This is a genomic window from Galbibacter sp. BG1 (genome assembly GCF_013391805.1).
Taxonomy (GTDB): Bacteria; Bacteroidota; Bacteroidia; order Flavobacteriales; family Flavobacteriaceae; genus Galbibacter.
On the sequence record NZ_CP058364.1, the window covers coordinates 295,768 to 313,932 of the forward strand.

21 protein-coding genes are annotated in these 18,165 nt (G+C 36.8%); 10 read left to right on the top strand and 11 right to left on the bottom strand.

Going from position 1 to position 18,165, the window contains the following annotated elements:
* Positions 1 to 91 precede the first annotated feature (91 nt).
* A complete protein-coding gene (recF, locus tag HX109_RS01255) occupies positions 92 to 1,174 on the top strand; it encodes a DNA replication/repair protein RecF (protein ID WP_178949417.1) in 1,083 nt (360 codons plus the stop codon).
* 58 nt (positions 1,175 to 1,232) lie between these two features.
* On the opposite strand, the gene HX109_RS01260 is transcribed toward recF, so the two are convergent.
* The 4 genes from HX109_RS01260 to HX109_RS01275 all read right to left on the bottom strand — a co-directional run bounded on the left by HX109_RS01260 (position 1,233) and on the right by HX109_RS01275 (position 4,388).
* Positions 1,233 to 1,559, bottom strand: a complete 327-nt coding sequence (locus HX109_RS01260) for a hypothetical protein (RefSeq protein ID WP_178949418.1) — start codon at positions 1,557 to 1,559, stop codon at positions 1,233 to 1,235.
* A 287-nt stretch (positions 1,560 to 1,846) separates the two neighbouring features.
* Complete coding sequence (locus HX109_RS01265) at positions 1,847 to 3,334, bottom strand: ArnT family glycosyltransferase (protein ID WP_178949419.1); 1,488 nt, start codon at positions 3,332 to 3,334, stop codon at positions 1,847 to 1,849.
* Between the two features lie 181 nt (positions 3,335 to 3,515).
* Positions 3,516 to 4,007, bottom strand: a complete 492-nt coding sequence (locus tag HX109_RS01270) for a DUF6265 family protein (protein WP_178949420.1) — start codon at positions 4,005 to 4,007, stop codon at positions 3,516 to 3,518.
* A 12-nt stretch (positions 4,008 to 4,019) separates the two neighbouring features.
* On the bottom strand, positions 4,020 to 4,388 hold the full coding sequence (locus HX109_RS01275; protein WP_178949421.1) for a hypothetical protein: 369 nt from the start codon (positions 4,386 to 4,388) through the stop codon (positions 4,020 to 4,022).
* Between the two features lie 208 nt (positions 4,389 to 4,596).
* Between HX109_RS01275 and HX109_RS01280 the strand changes: the two genes are divergently transcribed.
* Both HX109_RS01280 and HX109_RS01285 read left to right on the top strand, forming a co-directional pair.
* Entirely contained in the window at positions 4,597 to 5,154 is a 558-nt protein-coding gene (locus HX109_RS01280; protein WP_178949422.1) for a PAS domain-containing protein, read from the top strand.
* 238 nt (positions 5,155 to 5,392) lie between these two features.
* Positions 5,393 to 6,073 (top strand): type 1 glutamine amidotransferase domain-containing protein, encoded by a 681-nt coding sequence (locus HX109_RS01285; protein ID WP_178949423.1) that lies wholly within the window; start codon positions 5,393 to 5,395, stop codon positions 6,071 to 6,073.
* A gap of 107 nt (positions 6,074 to 6,180) precedes the next feature.
* Here the strand turns inward: HX109_RS01285 and prmC are convergent, their stop codons facing one another.
* Positions 6,181 to 7,044, bottom strand: a complete 864-nt coding sequence (gene prmC / locus HX109_RS01290) for a peptide chain release factor N(5)-glutamine methyltransferase (RefSeq protein ID WP_178949424.1) — start codon at positions 7,042 to 7,044, stop codon at positions 6,181 to 6,183.
* Between the two features lie 21 nt (positions 7,045 to 7,065).
* Entirely contained in the window at positions 7,066 to 7,542 is a 477-nt protein-coding gene (locus HX109_RS01295) for a GNAT family N-acetyltransferase (protein ID WP_178949425.1), read from the bottom strand.
* 48 nt (positions 7,543 to 7,590) lie between these two features.
* On the opposite strand from HX109_RS01295, the gene ribD reads away from it, so the two are divergent.
* From ribD to HX109_RS01310, 3 genes are all read left to right on the top strand, one after another.
* Positions 7,591 to 8,652 carry a bifunctional diaminohydroxyphosphoribosylaminopyrimidine deaminase/5-amino-6-(5-phosphoribosylamino)uracil reductase RibD gene (gene ribD / locus HX109_RS01300; protein WP_178949426.1) on the top strand — a complete coding sequence of 354 codons (1,062 nt, stop codon included), beginning with the start codon at positions 7,591 to 7,593 and terminating at the stop codon, positions 8,650 to 8,652.
* Positions 8,646 to 9,278 (top strand): HAD family hydrolase, encoded by a 633-nt coding sequence (locus HX109_RS01305; protein WP_255462731.1) that lies wholly within the window; start codon positions 8,646 to 8,648, stop codon positions 9,276 to 9,278. Before ribD ends, HX109_RS01305 begins: the two co-directional genes overlap by 7 nt.
* Positions 9,279 to 9,346: 68 nt before the next feature.
* Positions 9,347 to 9,955, top strand: coding sequence for an IMPACT family protein (locus tag HX109_RS01310; protein ID WP_178949427.1), 609 nt, complete (start codon positions 9,347 to 9,349; stop codon positions 9,953 to 9,955).
* Positions 9,956 to 9,958: 3 nt separating this feature from the next.
* On the opposite strand, the gene HX109_RS01315 is transcribed toward HX109_RS01310, so the two are convergent.
* On the bottom strand, positions 9,959 to 10,354 hold the full coding sequence (locus tag HX109_RS01315; RefSeq protein ID WP_178949428.1) for an acyl-CoA thioesterase: 396 nt from the start codon (positions 10,352 to 10,354) through the stop codon (positions 9,959 to 9,961).
* Positions 10,355 to 10,555: 201 nt separating this feature from the next.
* Between HX109_RS01315 and dnaA the strand changes: the two genes are divergently transcribed.
* Genes dnaA through HX109_RS01330 form a run of 3 tightly spaced genes read left to right on the top strand, consistent with a single transcriptional unit; the run spans position 10,556 to position 13,200 of the window.
* Positions 10,556 to 11,983, top strand: coding sequence for a chromosomal replication initiator protein DnaA (dnaA, locus tag HX109_RS01320; protein ID WP_178949429.1), 1,428 nt, complete (start codon positions 10,556 to 10,558; stop codon positions 11,981 to 11,983).
* Positions 11,983 to 12,444, top strand: coding sequence for a low molecular weight protein-tyrosine-phosphatase (locus HX109_RS01325; protein WP_178949430.1), 462 nt, complete (start codon positions 11,983 to 11,985; stop codon positions 12,442 to 12,444). Before dnaA ends, HX109_RS01325 begins: the two co-directional genes overlap by 1 nt.
* A gap of 33 nt (positions 12,445 to 12,477) precedes the next feature.
* A complete protein-coding gene (locus HX109_RS01330; protein WP_178949431.1) occupies positions 12,478 to 13,200 on the top strand; it encodes an SAM-dependent methyltransferase in 723 nt (240 codons plus the stop codon).
* A gap of 75 nt (positions 13,201 to 13,275) precedes the next feature.
* On the opposite strand, the gene HX109_RS01335 is transcribed toward HX109_RS01330, so the two are convergent.
* The 4 genes from HX109_RS01335 to dapF all read right to left on the bottom strand — a co-directional run bounded on the left by HX109_RS01335 (position 13,276) and on the right by dapF (position 16,385).
* Positions 13,276 to 13,920, bottom strand: coding sequence for a peptidoglycan-binding protein LysM (locus HX109_RS01335; RefSeq protein WP_178949432.1), 645 nt, complete (start codon positions 13,918 to 13,920; stop codon positions 13,276 to 13,278).
* Positions 13,921 to 14,040: 120 nt separating this feature from the next.
* Entirely contained in the window at positions 14,041 to 15,084 is a 1,044-nt protein-coding gene (gene mltG / locus HX109_RS01340) for an endolytic transglycosylase MltG (RefSeq protein ID WP_178949433.1), read from the bottom strand.
* Positions 15,084 to 15,608 carry a GNAT family N-acetyltransferase gene (locus tag HX109_RS01345; RefSeq protein ID WP_178949434.1) on the bottom strand — a complete coding sequence of 175 codons (525 nt, stop codon included), beginning with the start codon at positions 15,606 to 15,608 and terminating at the stop codon, positions 15,084 to 15,086. Before HX109_RS01345 ends, mltG begins: the two co-directional genes overlap by 1 nt.
* Complete coding sequence (gene dapF, locus HX109_RS01350) at positions 15,609 to 16,385, bottom strand: diaminopimelate epimerase (protein ID WP_178949435.1); 777 nt, start codon at positions 16,383 to 16,385, stop codon at positions 15,609 to 15,611. It lies immediately after the preceding gene.
* A 331-nt stretch (positions 16,386 to 16,716) separates the two neighbouring features.
* Here dapF and HX109_RS01355 point away from each other — a divergent pair, with 331 nt between their 5' ends.
* Positions 16,717 to 18,123, top strand: coding sequence for a S1C family serine protease (locus HX109_RS01355; RefSeq protein WP_178949436.1), 1,407 nt, complete (start codon positions 16,717 to 16,719; stop codon positions 18,121 to 18,123).
* Positions 18,124 to 18,165: the final 42 nt, after the last annotated feature.

Genomic DNA, 18,165 nt, shown 5'->3' on the forward strand with positions numbered 1-18,165 from the left:
TTTTTTAAATGCAACAGCAGGTATTTTAAAATACCTATTTACTCCATAAAAATCTAGTAAAAACCTATTTCTTAAAAGAAGCATTGGGTAGATGCAATTAGAAAGACTATCACTTATAAATTTTAAAAATTTCGACTCTAAAGACTTTGAGTTCGATGCGAAAATAAATTGTTTTGTGGGGCGAAATGGTATTGGAAAAACCAATGCCCTCGATGCCATTTACGTACTTTCCTTTGGCAAAAGTTATTTTAACCCCATTGCGTCTCAGAATATAAAGCATGGGGAAAGCTTTTTTGTGATCACTGGAGAGTACCTTCGTGATGAGAAAGAGGAAAAAATTACCTGTAGCCTAAAAAAGGGGCAGAAAAAAATAATAAAGCGCAACGGCAAACTCTACGACAAACTCTCTGAGCACATCGGCTTTCTACCTCTGGTGATTATCTCCCCAGCAGATAGGGACTTAATTATTGAAGGTAGCGAAACCAGGCGTAAGTTTATGGACAGTGTAATCTCCCAAAGCAATAAGCCTTATTTGCAGCAGCTTATTAATTACAATAAAATTCTGGCACAACGCAACTCCCTTCTTAAATACTTTGCGCTTAACAACACCTTTAATGCCGATACCCTGGCGGTCTATAATGAGCAAATGCAGGAATACGGACATAAAATTCATGAGGCGCGTAAACGTTTTCTGGAAACTTTTATCCCTATTTTTAAAAAGCGGTATGCTTCTATTTCCGGCGGTAAGGAAGAAATTAATCTAACCTATCAAAGTCAGCTGCTAGACAAAGATCTCCAGACCCTTTTTAAAGAACATTTAAATAAAGACAAGGCGCTCCAATATACTTCGGTGGGAACACATAAAGATGATTTAAGTTTTGAAATTGGCGACTACCCCATAAAGAAGTTTGGTAGCCAGGGACAACAAAAATCCTTTTTAATAGCACTCAAGCTGGCGCAATTCGATTTTATAAAAGCACAGGCCGGCCACACCCCTATTCTACTGCTGGATGATATTTTTGACAAGCTGGATGAAAACCGGGTGAGTCAGATTATAGCATTGGTAGATCAAGACGAATTCGGACAGATATTTATAAGCGACACCCATCCCGAACGCACTGAGAACGTAGTAAAAAAGACCCATCAATCGTATAAAATGATTGAGTTGGGCTAAATTGTTAGTATTCATTTTCCAGGTACAACTACCTTTCACAAGAAAAAACAAAATTCCCTTATTTACTGCTTAGCGGAAATGTTAACCCAAATTCAACCGCACCGGCAAACTGCTGTACCGAAGGTTGGAAAAAATAAGCGATTCCCAGATCCACATTATGATTGGGTCCCAATTCTAGTCCGAATGCAAAAGGGATGTGATAAATAAAACCTTTTTTCTCGATATTATCAAAATCTGTAAAAGTTTTAAACTTTTCTACAGAAGCTCCTAAACCGATTTCTGAATAAGACGCAACCCATGGAATCGGAGCCCTCAATCTAGCTTTACCCCCTAATAAAAAAGCTTTGGTTTCTGCTATATCATCGATGGTCTTCGTGATAGACAAGCATCTAATTTTCTGCTAAATAAAAACTTGAGTCCTCTCCATTTTTAAGGCTATTGAACAAATTCATAAGCTTTCAAATTAACTCTATATTGGACTTCTAAAGTAGAAATATCCTTTACCGCTATATCTTCAATTTGTTCTTTGTTACTCGGATGTTCTGTGTTAGAATCAATTGGGTTATTTCTTATTGATTTTTGCAGGAATAGAAATAGGTATAAAAACAAGAAAAGAAAGGATCGTCAATTTAGTTTTAGTCATTTTTTAAGCGGTTTTAGCCACTAATTTTATTAGTCAAAGACATGTTCTTTATAGTCTTTCCACCATTTTTCAATATCGACTTTCGGTTTTCTACATATATAGAGTGGAATTCCGTTTTCTTCACCAATCACATATTTGTGAGTAATAATCTTAACTAAATGGACTTCCTCAAAAACGTGTTCAACAGACGGTTTTTCATTGCCTAAACTAATGTAAACACTCGCATTTTTATTTCCGTAGCCCCAAGTCCAAAAACTCCCATGCCTGCTTATCGGATTTGGTAAATTATATTTTTTTTCTAAAATTTTAAGTACTCCAGCTTCTCCATAATTTTCAGCCCACAGAACACAGTTTATTTTTTCGCTGGGGTTCAATGATTGATATACGCTATCCACTAACTTTACTTGTTCTTCCCAGCCAAACATATCTGCATAATCCCCTGTTAACTCTACCCGTTCATTTTCTTCCTTGAGATTTTTATAATCGACATATTTTTCAATTGGCAGTAATGGTGTGGCTTCCGGAATAAAATATACAAAAGGAACCAAAGTGACAACAGCAATTGCATAAACCCAAACTGACTTTTTAGAAAATAAACGCTCAATCTTTACCGCTCCACTTGCAAAAAGAACGGGATAGATTGCAAACACATAATAGGCTTTAGAATGGAGAAGCCACATTACAGAAAAAATCACGATCGAAGCAACTCCAATAGTTTTGTATTTTTTCAAATATCTATCTGTAAACAATGAAATGAGACCAATAAGACTTATAATTAGTGTAAACGGAAAGTTTAATTGTTCAAGCACAAATTCTAAGCGAGTAATTTTATTTAGCTGATTTGCATTCAAGGCTTGCAAGTGCTCTAGAAGCGGAAATTCATTTTGAATTTGCCAGATTAGGTTAGGCAAGAAAATTAATAATGAAATCAAAACCGATAGGTATAGCCATTTGTTTTTAAAAAGCACCCCTTTTTTATAGAAAAACAATCCAATAAAAACTCCGAATGCCCAGACTATTATGGTGTACTTGTTCAGTAGCCCCAACCCGAAGGTAATACCCAAAAGGATAAGGAATTTTTTATTTTTTGAATTTATAAATTTAACAATGAAGAAGAATCCGAGCGTCCAAAACAGTTGATCAAAAGCTACCGGTTGAAACAGGGTATGATTTCTATAAAAAGGAAGAAATGCCAGCACGCAAATTCCAGCAAGCAAGATAGCTTTCGACTTGCCGCCAAGTTCCTTTGCAATTAAACAACATAATACGAGAATAGCGACACCCGCTAAGGTAGGAAATAGCCTTACTCCCAAAAGGGAATAATCAAAAAGCCAGTACGATAATTTCCCTATTGCACCTATAAAAGGCGGGAATTCCATAAATCCCCAATCTAAATGCTCACTTACGGATAAATGAAGTAGCTCATCACGATGAAAACCATAGTTTCTATTCGCTAACCATTGTATGATAAATTTTAGTATCGATAAGGTTAGAATTATGGGTACATATTTTTTCATCGTTGAGTTTCGCTTCTAGCTAACGTGCTTCTGAATGATTTGAGACTTGTTGAAGTGCCTAATTTCGAAAATGCAAACCAAATGGAACATCCGCACTTTCTTTAGTTTTATGAACAAACCAATTTATACGCCTTTAATAAACATCAAATGTTATTCATCTTAATTCAATAACAATTACTTCCTATTTTAATTTCTCGAAATCAAAATTAATTTGCATTTCGCCTCCGGAAACCGTGGCCTTTAAATGCGAAGCTTCCAAGTCATATTTTATAGAATTTGGAAACTCAATATCTTTATTTTCGCATTCGAAGCTGTTTTCCCTAATTGCTGTTACCTTAAAAATGGTAAAAGAAGCTTCATCCGGACTCTTAACCTTAAAATTCCAGTTCTTTTCATCTTTTTCCAATTTTATTTGTTCCTGCCAAATGGTATCGCCGGATTGCATAGTGAATCCCAATCCTACATATTTTGAGGGATTCAATTTTTCCCAAACCTCAAAGGTTTCCTTTCCTTCCTCCTCATTTAATCGTTTCCACTTCCCAAGCAGCCAATTAAAAGAAACTACTTCCGAATCGGTTATAACAGGTATTGCTTCTTCCTTTTTATTTTGCTTTTTATCGGGTTGACAAGCAAATAGCAAGAGAAGTGCGAGCAAGAGGCAGGTAGTCTTCATATTTCAAATGAATTAACTTGTAGGCAACGGATCTCCAACTTTAATATCGCATCGGTGCCCCGGTTGCCCATGTGCTGGATTAAGCATTACTTGATCGTTGAACATGGTATTATTGGTTGGTGCATTAAGAGGCGCCCCAACGGCAATATCACATCTATGGCCGGGCTGCCCATGAGCAGGGTTTACACCACTAACGCTTGTAGGCTGTGGCTTTGCTTCTATATTTTTAAAAGATTCTACCGGTGTTTCTTTGGCTGCCGCCTCGCTATCATACCCTTTTAAGGTTTCTGTTTGGGACCAATTATGATCTTTGCCCGTGAAAAAATATATCAAGGTGGCTATTCCCAAAATCCCTAGAACCGTAAAAACTATCTTTTTCATTTTGCGCTATTATTGAACTCCTAAAAATAATAAAACAATTCAATTTTCCCACCAAACACTCCATCCAATTGCCGTAAAAATATCCGTTTAAATGCCTTTTATGCCTATATACACTATAAATTCGCTATATTTGATAGGTAATGAGTTACGGAAAACCCGTAATACGATCAATATTCAAAAACAAACAAATCCTTTAGTCTAAGTTGCTATGAAAAATGATTTAAAGAACATGTTGAGTTTAGACCTTTTCTTTTCTGGTCTTAATGATGGAAAAAATCAATTTGCTTTTTCAGAAGAAAAAAATAGTTCCATGCCTCTTTTGAGCTGGGATTTTTTCAGTTTAATTAATTCTGAAAGACTAGAAAACCTTAAGCTTAGCAAAGATATCGAAACGGTTAAAGCCATAGCGAAAAAACATCGCTGGGAAAACGACATCAATACTATTTTTAAGGAAAATGATTTTGAAGCACTTGTAATTACAGATATAGACCAGAAAATAGTTTGGGTAAACGATGGTTTTTCTAAAATGACAGGTTATCCCAAAAGATTTGCCATGAATAAGAACCCAAAATTTCTTCAAGGGAAACAAACTTCAGAAGCGAGTAAAAACGAAATTAAGCGGAATCTAAAACGCAGTCAACCTTTTCGAAAGGTGATTACCAATTACAAAAAAGACGGTACTGAATATAAGTGCGAGCTAAAGGTTTTTCCTCTTTACACTGATAAAACAACTCATTTTATCGCCTTGGAAAAGCAGGTAGTTTAAACCAGCCAAGGATTTATAATAACTTTCTCAACATCTTTTACTGGGGCCATTGCGAATTATTAGAATTTTCGTTTACGCAATTCCGACCGTATATCAACTTTCTTATAGTATAAAATTCTTGCTGGGTTTTAGGATTTTGGTCTGTATTTCTTATCATAGGTCAATTTTTTGGTGAGGCTCATTCTTTACTTTTGAAGTGTTATTTTGAAAAAAAGTTGAACTATAAAAATAGAAAAAGATGAAAAAAATATTGTTTGTATTAACCAGTCATGAAGATTTAGGGGATACAGGAGAAAAAACCGGATTTTGGATTGAAGAATTTGCGGCACCATATTACTTTCTTAAGGATAAAGGAATGGACATTACACTTGCTTCCCCAAAAGGAGGACAACCACCAATCGATCCAAAAAGTGATACACCCGATGCACAGACACCTGCTACAAAACGGTTTAAAAATGATAAAGAAACCCAAGAACTTCTTTCGAAAACCACAAAATTAGAATTTATTGAAGAAGGTCATTATGATGCGATATTTTTCCCTGGAGGGCATGGTCCACTTTGGGATTTAGCAGAAGATAAAGATTCCATTAGCTTGATAGAAAATTTTTACAAAAACGGAAAGCCTGTAAGTGCTGTTTGCCACGCTCCTGCAGTTTTTAAGAATACTAAAAATAGAGATGGTGAACCCTTGGTAAAAGGTAAAAAAGTTACTGGTTTTACGAATTCTGAAGAAGCTGCAGTAGAATTAACCGATGTGGTTCCATTTTTAGTAGAAGATATGCTTAAGAAAAATGGAGGCGAGTATTCTAAAGGAGACGATTGGGCAGAGTACGCTGTGGAAGATGGTCTTTTAATTACAGGACAGAATCCTGCATCATCGGAACTGGTAGCTAAAAAATTATTGGCTAAACTTAAATAGTTAACCTATAGTTTTTTAAGTTTTAAGACGTTTGAAAAGTCTAGCTTTCTATACAACCCTAAGTATTTCGAAGGGTTCTTTTGAGCTACTTTTCAAACGTTTTTTTTTTACTTTTCTGCTTTTATCATTCGGTCGTTTTGAAATAAATCTTTCTTTAAAACTACAGTTTCAAAACCATGTGCTTTTACCAGCGATACGGTTGCTTCCCCTAGATATTGGTTGATTTCAAAAAACAATCTACCTCCCTTCCGTAAATGGTTAACCGCCAACTTTGCAATGGCTTCATAAAAAACCAATGCATTGTTGTCTTCAACAAACAATGCTGTTTCCGGCTCATATTTTAAAACGTTATTCTTTATTTCGGCTTTCTCCAAATTACGCACATAAGGCGGATTGGAAATGATAATATCGAAATTTTCAATATGCGGAAATAAGTTTTCAAGGGTTGAAACCTTCAAAATATCTACCTGCGAAAATACGACCTCTGCATTTAAGGATTTAGCATTCTTTTTAGCAATTTTCAAAGCTTCAGTAGAAATATCCACTGCTGAAATTCGGGCCTTAGGTAGTTTTTTTGCCAAAGAAATAGGGATACATCCAGTTCCTGTACCGATATCCAAAATATTTAATGATTGTGAAGCATCTACTTCTTGAAGGATCCAGCTTACCAATTCTTCGGTCTCTGGTCGGGGAATTAAGGTATGCTCGTTAACATAGAAATCGTATCCATTAAAATATGCTTTCCCTAAAATATGTTGAATAGGTTTTTCCTTTTTGAGCAACCCTAAAGCCTCCATGAACTTATTTTGTTGATGCTGCTCAACAGAAGACGATATATTTTGCACCACTTCAAAAGATTTATATCCCAAATAAGCTTCGCTTAGCCAATTGAAAAAAGTGTTTATTTCCTGAATGGGATAAACATCTTTTAATTCTTTTCTATAAATCTCACGGAGCTCCCCTAACTTCATTTAACTAACCTAATTATAATTTTACAAATCTTTCAGCATCCAAACTGGGCAAGAATAATGCCCCGTGTTGCCCATGGGCGCATCAATGTAATAAAACCCAGCTTTTTTATAGAGCTTTTGGGCATCGGTCATATACGGCATGGTTTCGATATAACACTGCTCAAAACCAAATTGCTTGGCGGTTTCCAAACAGGTGTCCATCATTTGCATTCCAAACCCCTTGCCTCTGGCTTTGCTGGAAAAGTACATTTTTTGAAGTTCGCAAACGGTCTCTTTTTCATTCGTTAAATGAGCAATTCCAGCCCCGCCCACTACTTTGCCATCCAATTCCAACACAAAATAAGCGGCTTTTTCTTTACTGTAGGCTTCAAATAAATTTTCTAGAGCTGCATCTTCGTAGGCCGTTCCCACTTTTGGCGCACCCATTTCTAAAATTACCTCCCGAACGATTTCGGTCATCCTAACATTATCTTTTGGCTGAATTTCTCGAATATTCATGAATTATTACAATGTTTTAATAGTATTTTTGCCATTACAAATTTCGGGATGAAGATACATGAAATCTACATAAAAAGATGCATCGAGCTCGCTAAAAATGGGCTTGGAAACACGTATCCCAATCCTATGGTAGGAAGTGTTATTGTAGCCAATAACAGAATTATTGGGGAAGGTTACACCAGTCCCGCCGGCCAGAATCATGCTGAAGTAAATGCCATAAATTCGGTTAAAGACACCTCTCTTTTAAAAAAAGCGACCATTTATGTAACGCTGGAGCCATGCTCCCATTTTGGAAAGACGCCTCCCTGTGCCGACTTGATTATAAAAAATAAAATACCCAATGTGGTAATTGGTACATTGGATTCTCATGAAAAAGTATGTGGTCGAGGAGTACAAAAACTCATGGAAGCTGGTTGCAACGTGACCATTGGCGTTCTAGAGGATGAATGCAAAGCTTCCAACAAACGATTTTTCACATTTCATGAGCAAAAACGCCCCTACATTATTTTAAAATGGGCTCAATCTAACGACGGATATTTGAGTCCGCTACCCAACCCTGAACAAGAGCGCAAACCGATATGGATTACCAACCAACTTTCGCGGCAAGTGGTTCATAAATGGCGTACGGAAGAACATGCGATCCTCGTAGGCACATCGACCGTTATAATGGACAATCCTAAACTAAACAGCAGAGATTGGAAAGGCAATTCGCCAATTCGGTTTGTACTGGATAAAACCTTAAAAACCCCAAACACCTCCCATGTGTGGAATGATAGCATTACTACTGTTTTTCTTATGGACGAAAAGACGAACGCACCAAAGACATCTTTTAAGAATATTACGTTCGAAGCCATAAATTACGATATGGAAATTGCCGGGCAAATTGCAACAGTACTTTATGAAAACAACATACAAAGTATAATTATAGAAGGGGGCGCACGTACCTTGCAAACCTTTATCGACGCCAACCTATGGGACGAAGCTAGAATTTTTAAAGGGCAGATAGATTTTAATGATGGCACTTTGGCTCCCCGATTGCAGAACAGGGCACTAGAAGAAAAACACCATCTAGGTGATGATACCTTAGAAATATTTAAAAACAATTGTTAGCACAACATATGCAGGATATTAAGAATATTATTTTCGATTTCGGAGATGTTTTTATAGACCTCGACAAACCAGCCTCCTTAAAACTAATTTTAAAAAAATATCCCGATTTTAAAGTAACCCGAGAAATCGAAATTTTAAACAATAATTACGAAAAGGGCCTTATCTCTACTAACGATTTTTCAAAGGGATATCAAGAATTTCTTCCGAAGGAAACCAAGGAGAGCATTGCAGAAATTTGGAATAGCATTATTTTAACAATCCCGTCGCATCGTTTGGATTTTATTGAAGAATTGGCCGAAAGCAATAATTACAGACTGTTTCTTCTAAGCAACACCAACGCGTTGCATATTGAAAAAGTAAAGGAAAATATTGGAATGGAGTGTTACATCCGCTTCCAAAAGTGCTTTGAGAAGTTTTATCTGTCCCACGAAATAAACTATCGAAAACCAAATGCCGATATATTTGAATTTGTATTGAATGAAAATAAACTTTTGCCAGAAGACACGCTTTTTGTAGATGACACTAAAGAACATATTGAAACAGCGCAAAAACTAGGGCTTCGAACTTGGCATCTTACCCCTGTAAAAGAGGATGTGACAGAGTTAATGAATAAAAAATTTGATTAAGCTCATCGAAATGTTAGTAACTCACAATAGAAATTATTAACATTTTAGAATTAAAAAAATATTTTAAAGTGGAAGACTTGTTCAAGACCATAGCCAGCCCTGCTCCAGAGGTATTATTTAAAGACAAAGGCAGTAAATTCTTTGGCTATGCTTTTCCCATTAGTAATGAAGAAGACATAAAACTGTGTTTGGAAGAAGTAAAAAACAAACATAGCAGTGCACGCCACCATTGTTATGCTTGGCAACTGGGCTTCGAAAAAGACAAACTACAATTTAGGGCCAATGATGATGGAGAACCCTCCAATTCTGCTGGGATGCCAATTTACGGTCAGATTCAATCTTTCGATATTACCGATGTGTTAATAGTTGTAGTGCGATATTTTGGAGGTGTAAAGCTAGGGTTTGGCGGACTTATAAATGCCTACAAAACCACGGCACAAATGAGTTTGGAAACCGCAGAGATCATAGAAAAAACTGTAGACACCCATTTCTTGATCGCTTTCGAATACAAACACATGAATAATGTAATGCGCGTTATTAAAGAGAAAAATTTAGACTTAGTGGATCAAAAGATGAACCTTTCCTGTGAAATTACGGTGAGCATAAGAAAAAGTTTGTCCCATCAGGTAAAGGAAGCCTTCAAACCATTTTACGAAATTGAAGTAAAAGAATGTTAAATTTCACAATTTGTTGAGAATATATTCTGGGCACCGAATCGGTCGAAAAGTTTTACTGTCGATAAATGCCAAAACGGTGTTCGCTTCAGCTAGAATATCTCCATTTTCATCGAAAATATAGTAGTCGAATTCTATCTTTACACTAGGTGTTTTTTTGAGGGTTGCCTGCACAGTTAAAACATCGTCGTAGCGTGCGGATTTCTTGTAGTTTATCTGCAACGAAACCACCGGCAACATCACTCCATTGTCTTCCATCCAACGGTAAGAGACTCCCAACTCCCTTAACCATTCAACTCTCGCCATTTCAAGGTATTGCGCGTAATTTCCATGATACACCACTCCCATTTTATCCGTTTCGCTGTACCGAACTCTTATGTTAATTTTATTTGTTTTTTCCATTAAAAAATGTATTTTACAAGTGTTAAGAAAGTATGAACAAAAAGTTAACAATCATGCGAAAAAAAAAGTATAAATTCAACCTCCTTTCATTTTTTTTTTCAGTTTTTTGTTCACATATTTGTTTAATCTAAATCGGTAGTTGATTTCTATAATTCTATTCACTACCAAACCTGACTAACTATTTAAAAATAATTTCAAAGAATGAACGTAACTGCGGAATCTGTATGGGAAAATTGTCTACATTTCATAAAAGACAACATACAACCTCAAGCATACAAAACTTGGTTTGAACCCATAAAATCTGTAAAGTTAACAGATAATGCTTTGAGTATACAAGTTCCGAGTAAATTTTTCTACGAATGGTTGGAAGAACATTACGTAAAACTTTTAAAAGTTGCTTTAACGAAGGAGTTAGGTGAAAATGCCAAGTTGGTTTATGTTATTCGAATGGAAAACACCTACGGCAACAAACAACCATTTACCGAAAGTATTCCCAGTTCCAACAGAGCCAACATGCAGCCGCAGGAGTTAGACGTTCCCGTAAAGCATAAAAACCCAGAACTAAAGAACCCATTTGTAATTCCTGGAATTCGAAATATTAAAATCGAATCCCAACTAAACCCCAATTACAGTTTCGATAACTTTCTGGAAGGAGACTCCAACCGATTGGCACGTTCTGCGGGATTAGCAGTAGCCAATAAACCGGGAGGAACTTCTTTTAATCCGTTACTTATTTTTGGTGGTGTAGGTTTAGGTAAAACCCATTTGGCCCATGCCATCGGTGTAGAAATAAAAGATAAATATCCTGAAAAAACAGTTTTATATATTTCTGCTGAAAAATTCACGCAACAATATATAGAATCGGTTAAGAAAAATACCCGAAACGATTTTATACATTTCTATCAACTTATCGATGTATTGATTATCGACGATGTTCAGTTTTTCTCTGGAAAATCTGGAACTCAAGATGTTTTCTTCCATATTTTCAACCATTTGCATCAAAATGGGAAGCAAGTTATTTTAACTTCTGATAAAGCCCCTGTAGATATGCAGGATATCGAGCAACGTTTATTGTCCCGTTTTAAATGGGGACTTTCCGCCGAATTACAAAACCCGGATTTCGAAACCCGGATTTCAATTTTGAAAAATAGGCTGTACCGGGATGGAGTGGAAATGCCAGAAGAAATTGTGGAGTGCGTGGCCAGGAATATCAAAACAAATGTTCGTGAACTGGAGGGTGCCATTATTTCATTGATTGCGCAATCTTCTTTCAATAAAAAAGAAGTAACCATTGAGCTTGCCAACCAGATTGTGGAAAAATTCGTGAAAAATACGAAACGAGAGGTTTCCATAGATTACATTCAAAAAGTTATTTCCGATTATTTTCAAATGGATGTGGAAACACTTCAGTCCAAAACCAGAAAAAGACACATTGTACAGGCCAGGCAGTTGGCTATGTTTTTTGCAAAAAAATATACCAAGGCTTCCTTGGCAAGTATCGGCTCCCAAATAGGAAAAAGGGATCATGCCACCGTACTACACGCCTGCAAAACTGTTGATAACTTAGGGGAAACTGATAAACAATTCAGAAAATACATAGACGACCTCAGCAAAAAATTCGCTCAATAATGCAAGTAAAGGTTCTCATGGTTTGCCTTGGAAACATATGCAGATCGCCATTGGCGGAAGGCATTTTGAAATCTAAAGTTAACCCTGAAAACGTATTTGTGGATTCTGCTGGAACTTCCAATTACCATATCGGTTCTAAACCAGACCCAAGGTCTATTGAAATAGCAGCCAAATACAATATTGATATTACCGACCAACGCGGGAGACAATTCACTCAAAAAGATTTTGATGATTTCGATCTTATTTTTGCAATGGATAACAGCAACTACTTCAACATTATCCAGCAAGCCAGAAGCGAAGCAGACAGAGCTAAAGTACACCTCATCCTAAACAAAATAGCGCCAGATGAAAACATGGACGTCCCAGACCCCTATTATGGTGGCGCCACAGGTTTTGAAAATGTTTATAAAATGCTGGATAAAGCAACTGATGTCATTGTGAGAGATATTTCAAAGTTGTAGTTTCTTTGTATCTTAGAGCGCTAAATACTACCCATGGCCTTAGATAATAAATACGGTAAACTTTATTTAATCCCTACTACGTTGGGAGATGTAGAACCCTTGGAAGTATTGCCACTTTCGATTAAGCGAATTATAGAAAACCTCGACTTTTATATCGTTGAAAACGAGAAAACGTCCCGAAGGTTTATAAAAAGAATATCTCCAAAAAAATCCCAGCCGGGTTTAAAAATTCAAACATTAAACAAGTACACCCAACCGGAAGAAATCCCCACATTTATAACCCCTTGTTTAAATGGATATGATGTAGGAATCATTTCTGAAGCTGGATGTCCTGGAGTCGCAGATCCTGGTGCCGATGTAGCGGCCGTGGCACACGATAAAGGAATTGAAGTCGTACCGCTCATAGGCCCCTCTTCCATTCTTTTAGCCTTAATGGCCAGCGGAATGAACGGACAAAGTTTCGCTTTTAACGGGTACCTGCCTATTGATAAGACAGAAAAGAAAAAGGCCTTAAAAGCTCTGGAAAAAAGATCGAAAGACCTTAATCAGTCACAAATATTCATGGAAACTCCCTATAGAAACGACAAGCTGTTGGCAGATATCACCTCCATTTTAGCAGGTAACACCAAACTTTGTGTGGCAAGCGACATTACCTTGCCGTCGCAATTTATAAAAACACAGGCCATAAGCCAGTGGAAGGGTGCGAAAGTGGACTTACATAAAAGGCCCACCATTTTTATTTTACATGCCCAATAAACATATATCTCTAGAAACACAAAACCCCCAAAACTTTCGCTATGAGGGTTTTTATAAGATCTACTTTAAAGTCTGCTAGATTCTAGCCACTTTATTAGCCTTTACATGGGACACATCGTATCCCGAGAATTTGCGCATATAATAACGAATAGAAGCACCGTTTGCATCTGCAAAACCACTCGCTCCATGTGTTCGTAAATATCTCTTAACGTTTCCAGGACCTGCCAAATGAGCGGCAGCTAAAATCCCTGATTCCGTTACTTTAACACCATTAAAGACCCTTCCTACATACCATTCGATATCTTTCCTTAAAACCCATTTGTTTCTCTCAAGATTTGCGATAAACGCGCGTTCTTGCAGTTCTGGATCGTTTAGAAAATCGGCTTTGGAATGTATTCCGATAGTCTTTAGTGTAGAAGCCCCGAATTGATATTTCCCCATATACCCTAAAGGATTTACGGTAAAATAATCTCCCCTCGATTCTTTAAAGGCCAAGGCCTCTTTAAAACCATTAAAAGATTTCCCAAGAAAAGGAGTTCGGATAACTTCTTCGTCTGTTTCTTCATCTAAAGAAACCGAATACGCCAAAGGCTTTGTTACTTTATTAATGTTATGAACGTTTACTGTGGTTTCTTTTTTGGAAGTGAAACCTAAACTTACTACAATTACTAAAATTAAAACAGCTACTAAAACATTGAATTTTAATATTGTTTTCTTCATAATTTACCATTTCTTTAAGCCTTACATCAATTAGATTGATTGCTTAAAATTGAGCGGGCAAATATACAACTTTTTTAATAATCAGAAAATCAATAAGTTAAAGTAATCTTAAAGTTTAAATTAGCGGTTTATAGCCTGGGAATTCAACCATTTTACATACTCCTGCTTGTTAACATTATGCTGGGAAAGGGTTTTTGCGAATTTGTGGTACCCGAAGTTCTTAACATCTGCCACAAAATAGTAATAATCATTTTTTTCATAATTTAACACTGCATCAATAGCCGAAATGTCTGGCATGGCTATGGGACCTATAGGTAAACCCGCATATTTATAAGTGTTATATGGGGAATCGAGTTCTAAATCTTTATAAAGGACTCTTTTTATAATTTTGTCCCAATCTCCAGACTCTTTTCTAATTGCAAAAATTACCGTGGGATCAGCTTGTAGAAGCATATTTTTCTTTAGCCGGTTCATATACACACCCGCCACACGTGGACGTTCGTCTACCATAGCTGTTTCCTTATGTACAATTGAAGCCAAAATAATTACTTCTATTGGCTTTAACCCAATGGCTTCTGCCCTCTTTAAACGTGTTTCATTCCAAAATCTACTGTACTCCTTCAGCATTCGATCCCGAAAACCGTCCGCAGAGGTATTCCAGAAAAATTCATAACTATTGGGAATATACATAGCCAAGGCCGTTTCCTTGTTAAACTTGCTGTTTTTCAAAAAAGCTTCATCCGTAAAACTGTTAAGAAGGGAAGAACTATCGGCCTCAATTTGTGCGGCGATCCTTCCTGCCAATTTAGAAAGCGTTTCTTGATTGTTAAATGAAATATCGATTGGTAGGTTTCTGCTTCTTAGGGAATTTATAATTTCATTATTGTTCATCCCTTTTTTTATAGCATACCTTCCCGCTTTTATATTGTTTACATACCCTTTTCGTTCTGCCACTTTGGCGAATGTAGCCTTATCGTCCAGCAAAGGATTGAGCTGTTCGCTCACTTCTTTAAAAGAAGCATCGGTTGGTATAAACACGTATGCTTCCTCATTTTGAAAGGCAGTATTGGGTGCAAATACCGCATTGTAAACATAATACACAAAAATAAAACCCAGCACAGCACCTATGAGCGCTATGGCTACTAAAATTTTTCTTATATACATTATTTATGAATCTTTTGATAAAGAATTTCGTTGTGAAATTTTCCCGAAGTATAATTCCAATCTTTTTTAATTCCAACTCTTTCGAAGCCTAAATTAGAAAAAAGATGAATACTGGGCTTGTTGTTTTCTGAAATATTGGCGTATAATTGATGAAGGTCTAAATGTTTAAAAGCATAGTCCATAAGCAGGGACAAAGCTTCCTTACCGACACCTTTATTTCTATTACCTTCCTCCAATACTATGATGCCAACACCGGCACGCTTGTTTTTCGGATTAAAATCAAATAGATCTATAAATCCCAATAAATTATTTTGATAATCGGAAATTGCCAAACGCAGTTGTTTTGCCTCATAAATATCTAGGTGACTATTGGCCAGATACTGTTTTAGCACAAATTTTGAATAAGGAGCCAATGTTTCGCTAATTTCCCAAACCCCAGTGTCGTTTTCCAAGGTATATAGAAAATCCAGGTCTTCTGCCTCTAGCGCTCTTAGATAAATGGTATTTCCAGAGAGTACAATCATTTAAACTGTTATTGCTCCTGAATAAACCTGCGTAGCGGGTCCCACTAACTGAATATTGGTATATCCCTGTCCATTTTTTTCAAAAGAAACTTTTAAAGCTCCTCCCGGGGTTTTAAGGGTAACCTCCTTGCTTTTGGTTTTCGAGGTTTCATACATCGCCAATGCCACTGCTGTAACCCCTGTCCCACAAGAAAGCGTTTCGTCTTCCACACCGCGTTCGTATGTTCTTACCGAAAAGACATCGGCAGTTTCCTGCTCCACAAAGTTTATATTGCTTCCCGCATTTCCGTATTTTCCATACCTTAGCTTTTCTCCGTTACTCTTTACATCGAGTTCATTGAGATTTTTTACCAATTGCACGTGATGCGGAGAACCAGTGTTTAAAAAGGAATATGCCTCGAACGTATCGATCGCTGGTACATTTTGCATTGCTAAACTCACGATCCCTTCAGAAATGGAAGCATGATGCAACCCATCTACAGCCATAAAAGAGCAGTTGTTACCAACAACACCCAAAAAATTTGCAAATGCCACTAAACACCTGCCACCATTACCGCACATAGAACTTTCGTTTCCATCAGCATTGTAGTAAACCATTTTAAAATCGGCTGTTTCGCAGTTCTCTAAAAGGATTAAGCCATCTGCTCCTATGCCAAATTTTCGGTCACAAAGGCGATTTACAAGTTTGGTATCATTTTTGGGTAATATATCATGACGGTTATCGATCATAACAAAATCGTTACCAGTACCTTGATATTTATAAAAGTTAAGTTTCATCAGCTGGAAGCGTACTTTTTAAACATTAAATTTTAACAGTATTATTGAATGTAAAAAAGATTGATTTTTTTGAAGTTTATTTCAGAAATAACAACTTTTAAAATTTACATTTTTTTAAATAATCTGCCTTTTGGCAAATATACAATATTGCAATCGTTTAATGTATTGTTAAAGTGCGTTAAAGTTGAAAAAAGCCTACAATTATCAAGTAATTTTAATACGTTTCTCTATAGAAACCACACAAAAAAATTTATAAGTAAGTTTAACCTCCCTGGCCTTTATTGCTTGGGAAAACCCATAAAATGGGATTAAATTAATTTTATACGAAGCCATGAAAAACATTTTGAGTTTATTACTAGTTTCAATGCTCGGTGGTGCTCTTACATTAGGTATTTATAAATATGCTTTTGAAAAGGAAATCACCTTAGTAGAAAACCAAGAAAGTCAACCTAAATTTGTAACTGCTAACTATAATCCGTCTACCACGGAAGTTGCAGACAATATTAACTTTACAGATGCCGCCTCTAAAACGGTGCATGCAGTTGTTCACGTAAAAAACATGACCATAAGCCGCGGACCTTCTAATATCATGGAGTATTTCTATGGTTCCGGCGGACAGCCAAGGGCCCAGATTGGTACTGGTTCGGGAGTTATTATCTCCCCAGATGGTTACATTGTAACCAACAACCATGTAATTGCCAATGCTTCTGAATTGCAAGTTACCCTTAATAATAATAGAACGTATAGAGCGGAGTTGGTAGGTACAGACCCGGAAACCGACATTGCCCTGATTAAAGTAGATGCCAATGAAGATCTACCTTATCTCGCTTTTGGGGATTCAGATTATACCAAAATTGGCGAATGGGTATTGGCCGTTGGGAACCCTTTTAACCTTACCTCTACCGTAACGGCAGGAATTATTAGTGCAAAAGCTAGGGATTTAGATGAAATGGACGGGAAATTCCAATCTTTTATCCAAACAGATGCGGCCGTAAACCCTGGAAACAGCGGTGGTGCTTTGGTGAATACCAACGGAGAGCTTATCGGTATCAATACAGCCATAACTTCGCAAACAGGTTCCTACATCGGCTATTCTTTTGCTGTGCCCAGCAATATTGCCAAGAAGGTGGTAGAGGATATCATGGAATTTGGTAATGTACAAATGGGAACATTGGGTATTAAAGGTCAAGACCTTGCAGTGGTAAATGGAAGGTTTGAAGACATCGACGAATCCCAAGGAATTTTAATTGCTGAAGTCTTTAAGAAATCGGGAGCCGACAAAGCCGGATTAAAATCTGGGGACATTATCAAACAGATCGATAACATCAAAATTACCAAATTCTCCGACCTTACAGGTTATTTGAGAAGTAAAAGACCCGATGATGAAGTACAACTGTCGATCCTCCGTGATGACAAAACCAAAACTGTGCCCGTTACCCTTATTAACAATATATCATACCTCTACTCTATTGATGAAATTGGAATTTCATTGCAGGAACAGACGAAATCCGACAGGGAGTTCTTTAACAATCAAGACGGACTTATTATTAGCAGCAGTAACGAATACAATAGCCGATTGGGTATTAACGGTAAACTGTTGGTTGGCATTAACGATGACAAAATAAGGAACATAGCCGACGCCAAGAAAGCAGTAGAAAAAGCCAAATCTTATGGAATGATGAGTTTGGTGATTATGGATGAAAACGGCGAAAAGGAACGTTTGGTTTATCGAAACTAACACCTATTGAATAAGAACACAAAGGGCTTCAGAAATGAAGCT